This is a genomic window from Nocardioides sp. (assembly GCF_051876515.1).
GTDB lineage: Bacteria > Actinomycetota > Actinomycetes > Propionibacteriales > Nocardioidaceae > Nocardioides.
The window spans coordinates 20,417-35,158 of the sequence record NZ_JBJEHY010000100.1 but is presented as its reverse complement, the minus strand read 5'-3'; the positions used below and the strand labels follow the sequence as shown (position 1 = coordinate 35,158).

Sequence of the window (14,742 nt, the reverse complement as noted above, 5' to 3'; positions counted from 1 at the left end):
GGAGCCTCAGCGGCCGGAGCCTCAGCGGCCGGAGCCTCAGCGGCCGGAGCCTCGGCCGGGGTCTCCTCGGCGGGCTGCTCGGCAGCTGCCTCGCCGCCACCCTCGCCGGCCTCACCGATCACGGCGAGCACGGCGCCGACCTCGACGGTGTCGTCCTCGTTGGCCTTGATCTCCAGCAGGACGCCCGCCACGGGGGAGGGGATCTCGGTGTCGACCTTGTCGGTGGAGACCTCGAGCAGGGCCTCGTCCACCGCGACGGTGTCACCGACCTGCTTGAGCCAGCGGGTGACGGTGCCCTCGGTGACGGACTCGCCGAGAGCGGGGAGGGTTACTTCGGAAGCCATGAGTTTCCTTCGATCGAGTGTGCTTGGTCTCAGTCTCTCTCGTCGTGGTGGAGGAGTGCGCCACCGGCCCTCCTCTTTGCGCCGAGAAGATGCTGCTAGGTGTGTGCGTGGAGCGGTTTGCCGGCGAGCGCCAGGTGGGCCTCGCCGAGTGCCTCGTTCTGCGTGGGGTGCGCGTGGACCAGCGGGGCCACGTCGTCGGCGTGCGCCTCCCAGCCGGTGATGAGCTGGGCCTCACCGATGAGCTCGCCGACGCGGTCGCCGACCATGTGGACGCCCAGGACGGGGCCGTCGGCCAGGGCGACCAGTTTCACGAACCCCTGGGTGGCGAGGATCTGGCTCTTCCCGTTGCCGCCGAGGTCGTACGTCAGGGTCCTCACCGCGTCGCCGTGCTCGGCCCGGGCGGTGGCCTCGTCGAGGCCGACGGAGGCGACCTCCGGGTGGGTGTACGTCACCCGCGGGATCGCGGAGTCGGGGACGACGCGGGGGGACAGGCCGGCGATCTCCTCGGCCACGAAGATGCCCTGCTGGAAGCCGCGGTGCGCCAGCTGGAGTCCGGGGACGACGTCGCCGACGGCGTACACGCCCTCGACGTTGGTGCGGCACCGCTCGTCGGCGAGGACGAAGCCCCGGTCGGTCGCCACGCCCTGCTCCTCCAGACCGATGCCCTCGGTGGACGGCCCGCGTCCGACCGCGACCAGGAGCAGGTCGGCCTCGATGACGTCCCCGCCGGCGACGTGGACGCGTACGCCCGTGCCGGTGGCCTCGACGGACTCGAACGCGGTGCCCGTGCGGAAGGCGATGCCGCGCTTGCGGAACGCCCGCTCGAGGGCCTTGGAGGAGGTCTCGTCCTCGGCCGCGAGCAGGCGCGGAAGTGCCTCGACGATCGTCACCTCGGCGCCGAAGGAGCGCCACACGCTGGCGAACTCGCACCCGATGACGCCGCCGCCCAGCACCACGACGGAGTCCGGGACCCGGTCGAGGGCCAGGGCGTGCTCGGAGGTGAGGACGCGCTCGCCGTCGACCTCCAGGCCGGGGAGGCTGCGGCTGTACGAACCGGTCGCGACCACCAGGTGACGGCCGGTGAGCTCCCGCCCCGCGACCTCCACGGTGCGCGGGCCCGTCAGCCGGCCGCGGCCCTCGACGACGGTGACGCCGCGGGAGGAGACGAGCCCGGTGAGCCCCTTGTAGAGGCGGTTGACGACCTTGTCCTTGTACGCGTTGACGCCGGCCATGTCGATCGAGTCGAGGGTGGCGCGCACGCCGAACGCCTCCGCGCCGCGCGCGGTGTCGGCGACCTCGGCGGCGTGCAGCAGCGCCTTGGTGGGGATGCAGCCGACGTGCAGGCAGGTGCCGCCGACCTTCGCCTCCTCGACCAGGGCGACGCTCAGTCCGAGCTGTGCGGCGCGCAGGGCGCAGGCGTACCCGCCCGAGCCAGCACCGAGGACCACCACGTCGAAGTCAGGGTCGCTCACGTCGTTCCCTTCGAGTGCCATCAGCCAGGACCGGTCCATCTTTGCACTCATTGTGGTCCGACACACACCACCCCTTCGCCCGGGCGGCACAATGGCCCCCATGGGACTGCTTGATCGATTCCGCCGCTCCGGGCGGATGAGCGCGCCGGCCAAGGACGCCACGCGGACGGGGTCGACCCGGGTACGTGCCTCGGACAGTGCCGACATCCAGCACCTGGCAGCCTTCGTCTCCTCGCGACGCGGCGTCGAGGGGTTCGTCGAGCCCCGTACGGCGGTCAGCGACGTGACGCTGCTGCTGGTCGCCCACGACGGTGAGTGGACCCGCCGGCGCGTGCCCAGCGTGGCGTGGGCGCACGAGTTCGCGAACCGCAACAGCGTGCCGTCCTACGACGCCGCGGTGGTCGGCATCCCGCAGCGGATGCGGGACTGGAACCGGCGCAAGAAGGCCGGCGAGGTCTGACCTGCAGGTGCCCGGCGACGGTCCGCCGGGCGTCCCTCACACCTCGGAGCGCGACTCGACGAAGCGACGCACGAACTCCACCAGTGTCGCCACGCCGAACCCGGTCGCGCCCGGAACCACGTGCCCGTACGCGCCGCCGGAGTTGATCTCCTTGCCGGCGATGTCGAGGTGCGCCCACGGCAGGCCGGCGGTGAACTCGCGCAGGAACGCGGCGGCGTAGAGACCGCCGCCCCAGCGGACCCAGTCGTGCTGGAGCAGGTCGGCGACCTTGGAGGAGGTGATCCGCTCGGCCATCTCCTCGGGGATCGGCATCGGCCAGTGCGCCTCGCCGCCCACCCGGCCGGCGGCGATGACGTCGGCGACGACGTCGTCGGAGCCCAGCACGGCACCCACGCGGTCGCCCAGCGCGAGCTGCAGGTGGCCGGTGAGGGTGGCGATGTCGACGAGCACGTCGGGCTCGTCCTCGGCGGCCAGCACCATCGCGTCGGCGAGGATCATCCGTCCCTCGGCGTCGGTGTTGGCGATCTCGACGGTGCGTCCGCCGCGGATCGTGACCACGTCGCCGGGTCGCGTGGCGGTGCCGGAGACCATGTTCTCGGCCATCGGGGCGTACGTCGTCACGCGCACGGGCAGGCCGAGTCGGGCGATGGCGAACGTCGCCTGCACGACGGCGGCAGCGCCGGCCATGTCGCCCTTCATCCCCGTCATGCTGGAGGACGGCTTGATGGACAGGCCGCCGGAGTCGAAGGTGATGCCCTTGCCGACGAGCGCGACGTGGCCGACCGCGTCGGCGGGCGCCCACTCGAGGCGGACCAGACGGGCCGGTGCGTCGGAGGAGTCGCCGACCGAGAGGATGCCGCCGCAGTCCATCTCGGCGAGCTGCTCGTGGTCGAACACCTCGATCGCGACCTCAGGGGCGCCCCGGCCCTTGGTGAGGGCGCCGTGGGCCTCGGCGACCGCCTCGGCGAACGCGGGCGGCGTGAGGTCGGCGGGGGGAGTGTTGACCCAGTCGCGGGTGGCGATCACGGCGTCGGCGAGCACCTGGGCGGCGCTGAACGCCTCCTCCATCTCGTTGCGCCGTGCCTCCGCGCTCAGCACCACGACGGTGCCGGGGTCGCCGGCCTCGGGCTTGGCGGACTTGTAGCGGTCGTAGGTGTAGGCGCCGAGCCGGTGCCCGGTGAGGACGGCGGCCGCCTCCTCGGGCGTGGACGCCGGGAGCGCGAGGGCGACCGAGGCGGCGTTGGGGATGCTGCGTGCGGCCACGCCCGCGGCCCTGCGTACGGCTGCGGTGTCGGACTCGTCGGCACCGAGGCCGACCAGGACCAGCAGGGGGGAGTTGATGGTGCCGTTGGTGGGGACCTTGGCGACCTCGCCGGCCTTGCCCTTGACGCCCAGCGTCGAGAGCAGCGGGCGGAGCTTGCGGCCGTACGCCTCGGCGACGTCGGCGCCGGCGGTGCACAGGTGCGGGCCCTTGTCGCCGGAGACGACCCCGACGACGACGGCATCGACGCGGGTCTTGGCGGGGCTGGCGGCGCGCAGACTGTACGTGGAGGTCACCGGAGCATCGTAGGGGAGCGGGACTGGTTGCCCCGGTCAGGAGGCCCTGTTGCGCTAGGTTTGCGCCATGGCGGACGAACAGCTGAAGCAGTCCCCGCTCCACGCGCGCCACGAGGCGTTGGGAGCGAAGTTCGCGGAGTTCGGCGGCTGGTCCATGCCGCTGGAGTACGCGGCGGGCGTGGTCAAGGAGCACACCGCGGTGCGTGAGGCCGTCGGCATCTTCGACGTCTCCCACCTCGGAAAGGTGATGGTCTCCGGCCCCGGGGCCGCCGACCTCGTCAACGCCACCCTGAGCAACGACCTCGCCAAGGTCGGTCCCGGCAAGGCCCAGTACACGCTGTGCTGCAACGACGCCGGCGGGATCGTGGACGACCTGATCGCGTACTGGCACGACGACGAGCACGTCCTGCTGGTGCCCAACGCGGCCAACTCCGCGGCCGTCGCGGCCAAGCTCGCCGACGCCGCCCCCGAGGAGGTCAAGGTCCTCGACCACCACGACAAGTACGCCGTGCTGGCCGTCCAGGGCACCCGCTCCGACGAGCTCCTGCGCGCCGTCGGCCTGCCCGCCGACCTGGACTACATGTCGTTCGTGGAGGCCCCGTGGACCGACGGGGGCGAGGTCGAGGTCGGCCTCGTGGTCTGCCGCACCGGCTACACCGGTGAGCGCGGGTACGAGGTGATCGTCGCCAACGAGGCTGCGCCGGCCCTGTGGGACGCACTGATGGAGGCCGGTGCCGAGTTCGGGATCCTGCCGTGCGGCCTCGGCTCCCGCGACACCCTGCGCACCGAGATGGGCTACCCGCTGCACGGGCAGGACATCACCGAGGAGACCAACGCCGTCGAGGCCGGCCTGTCGTGGGCGGTCGGCTGGAAGAAGCCCGAGTTCTGGGGCCGCGACGCGCTCCTGGCGATCAAGGAGGAGGGCGCCAAGCGCCGCCTCGTCGGCATCGTCGCCCAGGGCCGCGGCATCCCGCGCCCGGGGATGTCGGTCAGCCTCACCCAGCACCTGCCCCTCGGCGACGTCACCTCCGGCACCTTCTCGCCGACCCTGCGCAAGGGCATCGGCCTGGTCTACGTGCCGGTGGGTACCAACCCCGAGGCCGAGGTCGGCGTCGACGTGCGGGGCCGCCGCGAGATCTTCCAGATCACCAAGCCGCCCTTCGTCGACACCTCCGTGCGAGAGTCCTGATGCTGCCTCCCGAGCCCGCGCCGGCCCAGCCGGTCGAGGCGCCCGAGCTGGCCTGGTGGTGGAGGTTGGAGGACGCCGCGGGGTCCGTCATCTCCGCCGACGAGTTCGGTGACGAGCGGTTCGCCTCGCAGGCGGAGGCTGAGTCCTGGGTCGGGGAGGTCTTCGCGGACCTCGCCGCCGCGGGCGTGGACGCCGTCACTCTCGTCGAGTTCGACCGCGAGGTCTACGGCCCGATGTCCCTGCACGCGTGAGCGGGCGCGGGCGGTGACCCAGGACCTCTGGGAGGGCGTGGCGAGCCCGTACGAACGCAGCTTCGCCCACCTGTGCGCGGGAGCGGTTCCGTTCGTGACGGCACAGGTCGGAGCGGCGCCGCGCCGCGTCCTCGACGCCGGCTGCGGCTCCGGACACCTGACGGCCGCGCTGGTCGGGGCGGGGCACCGGGTGAGTGCCCTGGACCGCGACGCCTCGATGGTCGAGGCCACCCGCGCCCGAACCGGAGTGCAGGCCGTCGTGGCCGACCTGGCGGAGATCCCCGAGGAGCTGTGCGGGGCCGACGTGGTCACCGCCAACTTCGTCGTCAACCACGTGCCGCGCCCGCGCGAGGCGATGGGCTCGCTGGCCTCGGCGCTGCGCGTGGGAGGGCGGTTGGTCGCGACCGTCTGGTCCGCGTCCCCGCCGCCGCAGGCGCTGGCGTACGGCGCCGTGATGGACGAGGCGGGAGCGGTGCTCCCGGACCTGCCGCGGCTGGACCCGGCCGACGACTTCGAACGCACCCCGGCGGGTCTCGCCCGGATCGCCCAGGACGCGGGCCTGCAGGTGGTGCACGCCTCGGCGCCGCGCTGGACGTGGCGCGTCGACGGCGAGGACCTGTGGGCCGGGCTGACCTCGATCGGCAACTTCGGGGTGCGCTGGCGCGCCCAGGACGACGCGGTGCGCGCACGGGCGGCGGCGCTGTGGCACGAGCGCCACAGCGGTGAGCAGGCCTTCGAGGTGGAGTGCCTGCTGGTGGTCGCGGAGTCGTACACCCCCGGACGAGGAGGAGCAGCATGAGCACGGACCCACGGGTCAGGCCCGCCACGGTCGAGGACGTCCCGGCGATCCTGCGGCTGGTGCACGCACTGGCCGTGTACGAGAAGGAGCCCGACGCCGTCGAGGCCGGCGAGGACCACTTCCGCCAGGCGCTGTTCCCGACCGAGGGGCCGGCGGGCGCCTTCTGCCACGTCGCCGAGGTCGACGGCCGGGTCGTGGGGATCGCCGTGTGGTTCCTCAGCTTCTCCACGTGGACCGGCCGTCACGGGATCTGGCTGGAGGACCTGTTCGTGCTGCCCGAGCAGCGCGGCTCCGGCCTCGGGAAGGCGCTGCTGCAACGGCTGGCGCAGATCTGCGTCGAGCGGGGTTACACGCGCCTGGAGTGGTGGGTGCTCGACTGGAACGCGCCCTCGATCGCCTTCTACGAGGCGCTGGGCGCCGTGGCGCAGGACGAGTGGACGACGTTCCGACTCGACGGCGCCGCCCTGTCGAACCTGGGGGCCTGAGCCCTCGATCGGGCTGGGCGGGTGTGCGAGGCTCGATCCATGCGCTCCTTCCGGCAGGTCGACGTCTTCTCCAGCGAACCGCTCCTCGGGAACCCGGTCGCGGTGGTGCACGACGCGGACGGTCTCAGCGACGAGGCGATGGCGGGTTTCGCCCGCTGGACCAACCTGAGCGAGACCACGTTCCTGCTCACCCCCACCGACCCTGCGGCCGACTACCGGCTGCGCATCTTCACGCCCGCCGGTGAGCTGCCCTTCGCGGGCCACCCGACTCTGGGGAGCGCGCACGCGTGGCTCGAGGCGGGTGGCGTGCCCCGTACGGCGGGGACGGTGGTGCAGGAGTGCGGCGTCGGCCTGGTCGAGCTGCGCTCCGACGACCGACTCGCCTTCGCGGCCCCGCCGCTGATGCGGACGGGGCCGGCCGACCTGGAGACCGTCGAGCAGATCGCCCGGTCGCTGCGGATCGACTCCTCGGAGATCCTCGCGGCCGAGTGGATCGACAACGGTCCCGGCTGGGTGGCCGCGCAGCTCGTCGACGCCCAGGCGGTGCTCGACGTCGACCCCGACTTCGCCGAGATGGGCGACCTCGACCTCGGCATCGTCGGGCTGTACCCGTCGGGCTCCGAGTGCGCCATCGAGGTCCGTGGATTCGCGCCCGAGCTGGCCGTGGGGGAGGACCCCGTCACCGGCTCCCTGAACGCCGGGTTGGGCCAGTGGCTGATCGCCGCCGGGGAGGTGCCGGAGTCGTACGTCGCCTCCCAGGGCGCCGCCCTGGGCCGTCGCGGCCGGGTGCACGTCCAGCGCATCGACGGGACGGTGTGGGTGGGCGGCGACACGCGCACGACGATCACCGGATCCGTCACCCTCGACTGAGGGTTAGGCTCGCCCCGTGCGTCAGTACCTCGACCTTCTCCAGCGGATCCTCGACGACGGCGTGGAGAAGTCCGACCGCACCGGCACCGGCACGTTGAGCGTGTTCGGGCACCAGATGCGTTTCGACCTGGCCGACGGTTTCCCGCTGGTCACCACCAAGAAGATCCACACGCGCTCCGTCTTCGGCGAGCTGCTGTGGTTCATGCGCGGCGACACCAACGTGCGCTGGCTGCAGGAGCGTGGCATCAGCATCTGGGACGAGTGGGCCGACGAGAACGGCGACCTGGGGCCGGTGTACGGCTACCAGTGGCGGTCCTGGCCCACCCCGGACGGTGCGCGCGTCGACCAGCTGGCCAAGCTGGTCGAGTCGATCCGTACGAACCCGGACTCGCGCCGGCACATCGTGTCGGCCTGGAACGTCGCGGACGTGGACGACATGGCCCTGCCGCCGTGCCACACCATGTTCCAGTTCTACGTCGCGCCGCAGGCTGACGGGCCGGGCAAGCTGTCGTGCCAGCTGTACCAGCGCAGCGGCGACACCTTTCTGGGCATCCCGTTCAACATCGCCTCGTACGCCCTGCTCACCCACATGGTCGCCCAGGTGACCGGCCTGAAGGTGGGGGAGTTCGTGCACACCATCGGCGACGCCCACCTCTACCTCAACCACGTCGACCAGGCCCGCGAGCAGCTGGCCCGTGAGCCCCGGGCGCTGCCGACGCTGTGGCTCAACCCCGAGGTCACCGAGCTCGACGCGTTCGACCTGGACGACATCCGGGTGGAGGGGTACGACCCCCACCCGGCCATCAAGGCCCCGATCGCCGTCTGATGGGCCAGGTCACCCTGATCGCGGCCCGGGCCCGCAACGGCGTCATCGGCGACGGCCCCGACATCCCGTGGCACAGCCGCGAGGACTTCGCGCACTTCAAGGCCACCACGCTGGGCCACACCCTGGTGATGGGCCGCGTCACGCACGAGTCGATCGGCCGACCCCTGCCGGGGCGTCGCACGATCGTCGTCACGCGCGACGAGGCGTGGACGGACGAGGGCGTCGACGTCGCGCACAGCCTCGAGGAGGCGCTGGCACTGGCCGGTGACGACGAGGTGTACGTCGCCGGCGGCGCCCAGATCTACGCCCTCGCCCTGCCGTACGCGACCGGGCAGGTGCTCACCGAGGTGGGCCTCGAGCCCGACGGGGACGTCCTGTACCCGGAGTTCGACCCCGACGAGTGGGTCGAGGTGCGCCGGATCTCGCGTCCCGACCTCGACCCCTCGCTGGAGTGGGTCTGGTGGGAGCGTCGCGATGACGATCTCTGAGATCAGGATCGTCGTCGACCACGACGGAGCGGTGCCGCCGTTCGAGCAGGTCAAGCAGCAGGTCACCGACGCCGTGGACTCCGGCGCCCTGGCTCCGGGCGACCGCCTGCCGCCCGTACGGGCCCTGGCGGCCGAGGTCGGGCTGGCGGCCAACACGGTGGCCCGGGCGTACAAGGAGCTCGAGGCCGCCGGCGTCGTCGCGACGCGTGGGCGGGCCGGGACGGTCGTGCTCGGTCGCGGCGCCGAGCGGGCGTCGCGGGAGGCAGCCCTGGCGTACGCCTCGGCGGCACGCTCGCTGGGGCTCGAGGTCGACGAGGCCGTCGTCCTGCTGCGGAACGCCTGGCCCAACGCGTCGAGCTGAGGCGCGACAGGCCCAACCCTCGGGGTGGTGTCGGCCCGGAGGTGTCCCTGACGGAGACTGGGGCGATGACCACCATCGTCGTGTCGGCCGTCGCCCTCGTCCGTGACGGAGCGGTCCTGACCGTCCGCAAGACCGGCACCGAACGGTTCATGCTCGTCGGCGGCAAGCCGGAGCCGGGGGAGACCGCGGCGGAGTGCGCTATCCGCGAGACGCGCGAGGAGACCGGGCTGGAGCTCGGCGAGCTGACGCTGGTCGGCGAGTTCGAGTCCGAGGCCGCCAACGAGCCCGGGCACCGCCTCCACTCCACCGTGTTCGAGGCCGACCTGCCCGGTGAGCCGGTGCCGGCCGCGGAGATCGCGGAGGTCCGTTGGACCGAGATCTTCGGGACCTACGACGACCTGGCGCCGATGCTGGAGTTCAACGTCCTGCCGATCCTGCGGGCGCGGCACGTGCCCGGCCAGCGCTGATCCCGCTCCGACCCGGCGGCCTCAGGTGCCGCAGAACGTCTGGAAGCCCTCGTTGAACGACTCCGGGGCAGGCTCGGCGTAGCGCTCGCCGCCCTCGATCGGCGTGTACGGCGCCCGCACCGCCGCGAGCAGGCCCGTGAACGGGGCCAGGTCGCCGGCGACGGCCGCGGCCAGCGCCTCCTCGACGAGGTGGTTGCGGGGGATGTGCACCGGGTTGGCGGCGTCCATCGCGTCGGCGTCGGGGGCCAGCGCGAGCCACCGGTCCAGCCAGGCGTCCAGCCGCTCCAGCTCCAGCGTCTGGTTGCGTACGGCGGTGGAGTCGCCGCGGGCGGCCCGGGCGAGGTGCCGGTAGAAGGTCGTGTGGTCGACGGCGCTGGCCTCGAGGTACCCGTGCAGGTCGACGACGAGCTCCTGCAGACCCTCGGTGTCGCGCGGAACCCCGAGCTTGGCGGCCATCGCGTCGAGCCAGGCGTCGTTGAAGTGGCCGACGTACGCCTCCAGCGCCGCGGTGCCGGCCGCGACCGCGTCGGCCTCGTCGTCGGCGAGCAGCGGCAGCAGCGACTCGGCGAACCGGGCCAGGTTCCACTGGGCGATGACCGGCTGCTGGCCGAAGGCGTACCGGCCGCCGGTGTCGATCGAGCTGAAGACCGTCTGCGGACGGTACGCGTCGAGGAACGCGCACGGGCCGTAGTCGATCGTCTCGCCGGAGATGGTCATGTTGTCGGTGTTCATGACGCCGTGCACGAACCCGACCGAGAGCCACTGCGCGACCAGACGGGCCTGCGCCGCCACGACCCGCTCGAAGAGCTCCAGCGGCGGGTGCTCCGCGTGCACCGCGTCGGGGTGGTGCCGCTGCATCGCGTAGCGGGTCAGCGTGGTCAGCAGCATCATGTCGTCGGCGGCCCGGGCGTACTGGAACGACCCGACGCGCAGGTGGGAGGAGGCCACGCGCACCAGGACGGCACCCGGCAGCGCACCTTCCTCGCGCAGCACCTCCTGCCCGGTGGTGAGGACGGCCAGGGAGCGGGTCGTCGGGATGCCGAGGGCGTGCATCGCCTCGCTGACGAGGTACTCGCGCAGCATCGGACCCAGCGCCGCCAGACCGTCGCCGCCGCGCGAGAGCGGGGTGGGGCCCGACCCCTTCAGGTGGAGGTCGCGCAGCCCCTGGGTCGTACGCAGCTCGCCGAGCAGCAGAGCCCGGCCGTCGCCCAGACGCGGCGAGAAGCCGCCGAACTGGTGTCCGGAGTAGACCATCGCGACCGGGTGCGCGCCCTCGGGCAGGGCGTGGCCCAGGAGGAACTGGACCCCCTCGTCGCTGCGCAGCCAGTCCACGTCGAGCCCGAGGTCGGCGGCCAGCTCCTCGTTGAGGACCACCAGCGCCGGCGCGGGCGCGGGCGCGGCGGATGCGTCCAGCGCGAGGGCGGGCAGGTTGTCGGCGAAGTCGTGCTCGAGGGTGAGATCCACGCCTCCAGCCTAGGTGGGCTACTTCGGCGGGAGCGTGGCGACGTGTGCCACTCCGCGCTCGACCCACACCTGCAGGGCACCGTCGGGCACCTCACCCGGACGGCTGTCGGTGGCCCGTGACATGGTGGGGCCATGGAGCTGCGCATCTTCACCGAACCCCAGCAGGGCGCCACCTACGACGACCTCCTCGCGGTCGCGCTGCGGGCCGAGGAACTCGGCTTCGGAGCCTTCTTCCGCTCCGACCACTACCTGACCATGGGCGGCGACGGCCTGCCCGGCCCGACGGACGCCTGGACGACGCTGGCCGGCCTCGCGCGCGACACCTCGACGATCCGCCTCGGCACGCTGATGACCTCGGCCACGTTCCGTCACCCGGGCGTGCTGGCGATCCAGGTCGCCCAGGTCGACCAGATGAGCGGTGGTCGCGTGGAGCTCGGCCTCGGGGCTGGCTGGTTCACCCAGGAGCACACCGCGTACGGCATCCCGTTCCCCGGCACCGGCGAGCGATTCGACCGGTACGAGGAGCAGCTCGAGATCGTCACCGGCCTGTGGGCGACCCCGGAGGGGCAGACGTACGACTTCGCCGGCGAGCACTACCAGCTGGCCGACTCGCCCGCCCTGCCCAAGCCCGCCCAGGCGAAGCCGCCGGTCCTCATCGGTGGCCTCGGCAAGAAGCGGACGCCCGCCCTCGCGGCCCGCTACGCCGACGAGTTCAACCTGCCCTTCGTCGACCTCGAGGCCACCCGCGCCCAGTTCGACCGGGTGGCCCGCGCCTGCGAGGCGATCGAGCGTGACCCGGCCAGCGTGACCTGGTCCAACGCCCTGGTGCTCTGCGTGGGCGAGGACGAGGCCGAGATCGACCGGCGCGCTGCCGCGATCGGGCGTGAGAAGGCCGAGCTGCGCCTCAACGGACTCGCCGGGACGCCCGACGAGGTGGCCGACAAGATCAACGCGTACGCCGAGGCCGGCGCCCAGCGGATCTACCTCCAGGTGCTCGACCTGAGCGACCTCGACCACCTCGCGCTGGTCTCGGAGCGGGTCGCGCCGCAGGTGTGAGCGCCCGACAGCGATATTCTGTCCCCATGAGTTCCTCTGCGCCGTTCGGACGCCTGCTCACCGCGATGGCCACGGCCTTCCAGGACGACGGCTCCGTCGACCTCGACGGCACCGCCCGGATCGCCGCCCACCTCGTGGCCAACGGCTCCGACGGTGTCGTGGTCAGCGGCACCACCGGCGAGGCGCCGACCACCACGGTCCCCGAGGACGGTGAGATCCTGGCGGCGGTCAAGGACGCCGTCGGTGGCGACGCCGTCGTCATCGCGGGCGTGGGGACCAACTCCACCGCGCACTCCGTCGAGCTCGCCGAGCAGGCGGCCAAGGTCGGCGTCGACGGCGTCCTGCTCGTCACGCCGTACTACAACAAGCCCGGCCAGGCGGGCACCCTGCACCACTTCCGCTCCGTGGTCGAGGCCACCGAGCTGCCGGTGATGCTGTACGACGTGCCCGGCCGCACCGCCACGATCATCGAGCTCCCCACGTACGAGGCGATGAGCTCCTACGACCACGTGCTGGCCGTCAAGGACGCCACCGGTCAGCTCGACCGCAGCGCCCGCGTCGCCCAGCTGGGCTACTCGATCTACTCCGGCGACGACGAGGCGACCCTGGGTTACCTCGCCTACGGTGCTGTCGGCCTGGTCTCCGTGGTTGCCCACGCCGCGGGCAACCAGCTCGCCGCGATGATCGACGCGTACAACGCCGGCGACCGCGACGAGGCCCTGCGCATCCACCTCTCCCTGCTCCCGGCGTTCGACGCCGTGATGGGGGTCGCCAACTACGGAGCCACCACCGCCAAGGCTGCCCTGCAGCTGCTCGGCGTGCTCGACAACCGCAACGTCCGCGGCCCCCTGGTGGCGCTGGACGACGACGAGGTCGCCGCCCTGCGCGTCGGCCTCACCGCAGCCGGCCTGCTCTGACGCACGCCGCCTCACCGAACCGAGGAATCCTCTTGAGCCACCCGCACCCCGAGCTGAGCATCCCCGGCCCCCTCCCCGAAGGCGGTCTGCGCGTCATGGCCCTGGGCGGCCTCGGCGAGATCGGCCGCAACATGACGGTCTTCGAGTACGACGACCGCCTGCTCATCGTCGACTGCGGGGTGCTCTTCCCCGAGGAGCACCACCCGGGCGTCGACCTGATCCTCCCGGACTTCGACGCCATCCGGGACCGCCTCGACGAGGTGGAGGCGCTCGTTCTCACCCACGGGCACGAGGACCACATCGGTGCCACGCCGTACCTCTTGCGCGAGCGCGGCGACATCCCCCTGGTCGGCTCGGAGCTCACCCTGGCCCTGCTCGGCGCCAAGCTGCGCGAGCACCGCCTGCGCGAGACCGTCCACCACGTCGTCAGCGAGGGCGACGTGCTGCAGTTCGGGCCGTTCGAGCTCGAGTTCGTGGCCGTCAACCACTCCATCCCCGACGCGCTCGCCGTCGCCATCCGTACCGGCGCCGGCATGGTGCTGCACACGGGTGACTTCAAGATGGACCAGCTGCCGCTCGACGGTCGGATCACCGACCTGCGTGCCTTCGCGCGGCTGGGGGAGGAGGGCGTCGACCTCTTCCTCACCGACTCCACCAACGCCGAGGTCCCCGGCTTCACCACGCCCGAGGCCGACATCACCCCGGTCATCGACCGCGTCTTCAACAAGTCCGAGGGCCGGCTGATCGTGGCCTGCTTCGCCTCGCACGTGCACCGCGTCCAGCAGATCCTCGACGCCGCCGAGGCGCACGGCCGCAAGGTTGCGTACGTGGGTCGCTCGATGGTCCGCAACATGGCCATCGCGCGCGACCTGGGCTACCTGACGGTGCCGCCGGGCCTCATCGTCGATGCCAAGGAGCTGGCCGACCTGGCTCCCGAGCGTCAGGTGCTCATCTCCACCGGCTCGCAGGGCGAGCCGCTGTCGGCGCTGAGCCGGATCGCGCAGCGCAACCACAACTTCGTGCACATCGAGAAGGGCGACACCGTCGTCCTGGCCTCCTCGCTGATCCCCGGCAACGAGAACGCGGTGTTCCGGGTCATCAACGGCTTGACCCGTTGGGGCGCCAACGTGGTGCACAAGGGCAACGCGCTGGTCCACGTCAGCGGCCACGCCAGCGCCGGCGAGCTCCTGTACTGCTACAACATCGTCAAGCCGCGCAACGTGATGCCGGTCCACGGCGAGATCCGGCACATGGTCGCCAACGCCGAGCTGGCCCGCAAGACCGGCGTCGAGAACGTCGTGCTCGCCGAGGACGGCGTGGTCGTCGACCTGGTCGACGGGGTGGCGAAGGTCGTCGGCAAGGTGCCTTGCGGTTACGTGTTCGTCGACGGCACCACGATCGGCGACATCACCGAGTCCTCGCTCAAGGACCGTCGGATCCTGGGCGAGGAGGGGTTCATCTCGATCATCGTGGTGATCGACTCCAACACCGGCAAGATCGTGAGCGGCCCCGAGATCCAGGCCCGCGGGTTCGCCGAGGACGAGGCCACCTTCGACACGATCCGGCAGCCGATCATCGACGCCCTGGAGGCTGCGGTGGCCGAGGGTGTGGACGACGCGTACCAGCTGCAGCAGACGATCCGCCGCACGGTGGGACGCTGGGTCAACCGGGCGCACCGCCGTCGCCCGATGATCATCCCGGTCGTCATCGAGGCCTGACCGCGGCAACTGGCACCG

General features: G+C 72.1%; 17 protein-coding genes. 13 read left to right on the top strand and 4 right to left on the bottom strand.

The features are described 5' to 3' along the window. Both ACI379_RS07435 and lpdA read right to left on the bottom strand, forming a co-directional pair. Window positions 1-344, bottom strand: a 344-nt coding sequence (locus tag ACI379_RS07435; RefSeq protein ID WP_439791447.1) for a biotin/lipoyl-containing protein, incomplete at its 3' end; no start/stop codon positions are given. Between the two features lie 95 nt (window positions 345-439). Next, entirely contained in the window at window positions 440-1,816 is a 1,377-nt protein-coding gene (gene lpdA / locus ACI379_RS07430; protein WP_439791446.1) for a dihydrolipoyl dehydrogenase, read from the bottom strand. A 100-nt stretch (window positions 1,817-1,916) separates the two neighbouring features. On the opposite strand from lpdA, the gene ACI379_RS07425 reads away from it, so the two are divergent. Further along, entirely contained in the window at window positions 1,917-2,276 is a 360-nt protein-coding gene (locus tag ACI379_RS07425) for a hypothetical protein (RefSeq protein WP_439791445.1), read from the top strand. Between the two features lie 36 nt (window positions 2,277-2,312). Here the strand turns inward: ACI379_RS07425 and ACI379_RS07420 are convergent, their stop codons facing one another. Continuing rightward, window positions 2,313-3,833, bottom strand: a complete 1,521-nt coding sequence (locus ACI379_RS07420) for a leucyl aminopeptidase (protein ID WP_439791444.1) — start codon at window positions 3,831-3,833, stop codon at window positions 2,313-2,315. A gap of 67 nt (window positions 3,834-3,900) precedes the next feature. Between ACI379_RS07420 and gcvT the strand changes: the two genes are divergently transcribed. The 9 genes from gcvT (at window position 3,901) to ACI379_RS07375 (ending at window position 9,569) form a co-directional block, all read left to right on the top strand. Beyond that, window positions 3,901-5,022 carry a glycine cleavage system aminomethyltransferase GcvT gene (gene gcvT / locus ACI379_RS07415; protein WP_439791443.1) on the top strand — a complete coding sequence of 374 codons (1,122 nt, stop codon included), beginning with the start codon at window positions 3,901-3,903 and terminating at the stop codon, window positions 5,020-5,022. Further along, entirely contained in the window at window positions 5,022-5,273 is a 252-nt protein-coding gene (locus ACI379_RS07410; RefSeq protein WP_439791442.1) for a hypothetical protein, read from the top strand. Before gcvT ends, ACI379_RS07410 begins: the two co-directional genes overlap by 1 nt. A gap of 13 nt (window positions 5,274-5,286) precedes the next feature. After that, entirely contained in the window at window positions 5,287-6,072 is a 786-nt protein-coding gene (locus ACI379_RS07405; protein ID WP_439791441.1) for a class I SAM-dependent methyltransferase, read from the top strand. Beyond that, window positions 6,069-6,557 (top strand): GNAT family N-acetyltransferase, encoded by a 489-nt coding sequence (locus ACI379_RS07400; RefSeq protein ID WP_439791440.1) that lies wholly within the window; start codon window positions 6,069-6,071, stop codon window positions 6,555-6,557. Before ACI379_RS07405 ends, ACI379_RS07400 begins: the two co-directional genes overlap by 4 nt. A 39-nt stretch (window positions 6,558-6,596) precedes the next feature. Further along, window positions 6,597-7,427, top strand: coding sequence for a PhzF family phenazine biosynthesis protein (locus ACI379_RS07395; protein WP_439791439.1), 831 nt, complete (start codon window positions 6,597-6,599; stop codon window positions 7,425-7,427). Between the two features lie 16 nt (window positions 7,428-7,443). After that, window positions 7,444-8,253 (top strand): thymidylate synthase, encoded by an 810-nt coding sequence (locus tag ACI379_RS07390; protein WP_439791438.1) that lies wholly within the window; start codon window positions 7,444-7,446, stop codon window positions 8,251-8,253. Next, window positions 8,253-8,741 carry a dihydrofolate reductase gene (locus tag ACI379_RS07385; protein WP_439791437.1) on the top strand — a complete coding sequence of 163 codons (489 nt, stop codon included), beginning with the start codon at window positions 8,253-8,255 and terminating at the stop codon, window positions 8,739-8,741. The genes ACI379_RS07390 and ACI379_RS07385 overlap by 1 nt, the downstream gene beginning before the upstream one ends. Then, entirely contained in the window at window positions 8,728-9,102 is a 375-nt protein-coding gene (locus ACI379_RS07380; protein WP_439791436.1) for a GntR family transcriptional regulator, read from the top strand. Before ACI379_RS07385 ends, ACI379_RS07380 begins: the two co-directional genes overlap by 14 nt. A gap of 65 nt (window positions 9,103-9,167) precedes the next feature. Then, complete coding sequence (locus ACI379_RS07375) at window positions 9,168-9,569, top strand: NUDIX hydrolase (RefSeq protein ID WP_439791435.1); 402 nt, start codon at window positions 9,168-9,170, stop codon at window positions 9,567-9,569. 21 nt (window positions 9,570-9,590) lie between these two features. On the opposite strand, the gene ACI379_RS07370 is transcribed toward ACI379_RS07375, so the two are convergent. Continuing rightward, window positions 9,591-11,033: a protein adenylyltransferase SelO gene (locus ACI379_RS07370; RefSeq protein ID WP_439791434.1), complete on the bottom strand. Its 1,443-nt coding sequence runs from the start codon at window positions 11,031-11,033 to the stop codon at window positions 9,591-9,593. A 132-nt stretch (window positions 11,034-11,165) separates the two neighbouring features. Here ACI379_RS07370 and ACI379_RS07365 point away from each other — a divergent pair, with 132 nt between their 5' ends. The 3 genes from ACI379_RS07365 to ACI379_RS07355 are packed head-to-tail and all read left to right on the top strand — an operon-like array spanning window position 11,166 to window position 14,724. Further along, window positions 11,166-12,089 (top strand): LLM class F420-dependent oxidoreductase, encoded by a 924-nt coding sequence (locus ACI379_RS07365; RefSeq protein ID WP_439791433.1) that lies wholly within the window; start codon window positions 11,166-11,168, stop codon window positions 12,087-12,089. 26 nt (window positions 12,090-12,115) lie between these two features. After that, complete coding sequence (dapA, locus tag ACI379_RS07360; protein WP_439791432.1) at window positions 12,116-13,006, top strand: 4-hydroxy-tetrahydrodipicolinate synthase; 891 nt, start codon at window positions 12,116-12,118, stop codon at window positions 13,004-13,006. Between the two features lie 32 nt (window positions 13,007-13,038). Further along, complete coding sequence (locus tag ACI379_RS07355) at window positions 13,039-14,724, top strand: ribonuclease J (RefSeq protein WP_439791431.1); 1,686 nt, start codon at window positions 13,039-13,041, stop codon at window positions 14,722-14,724. The last annotated feature ends 18 nt before the right edge of the window (window positions 14,725-14,742 follow it).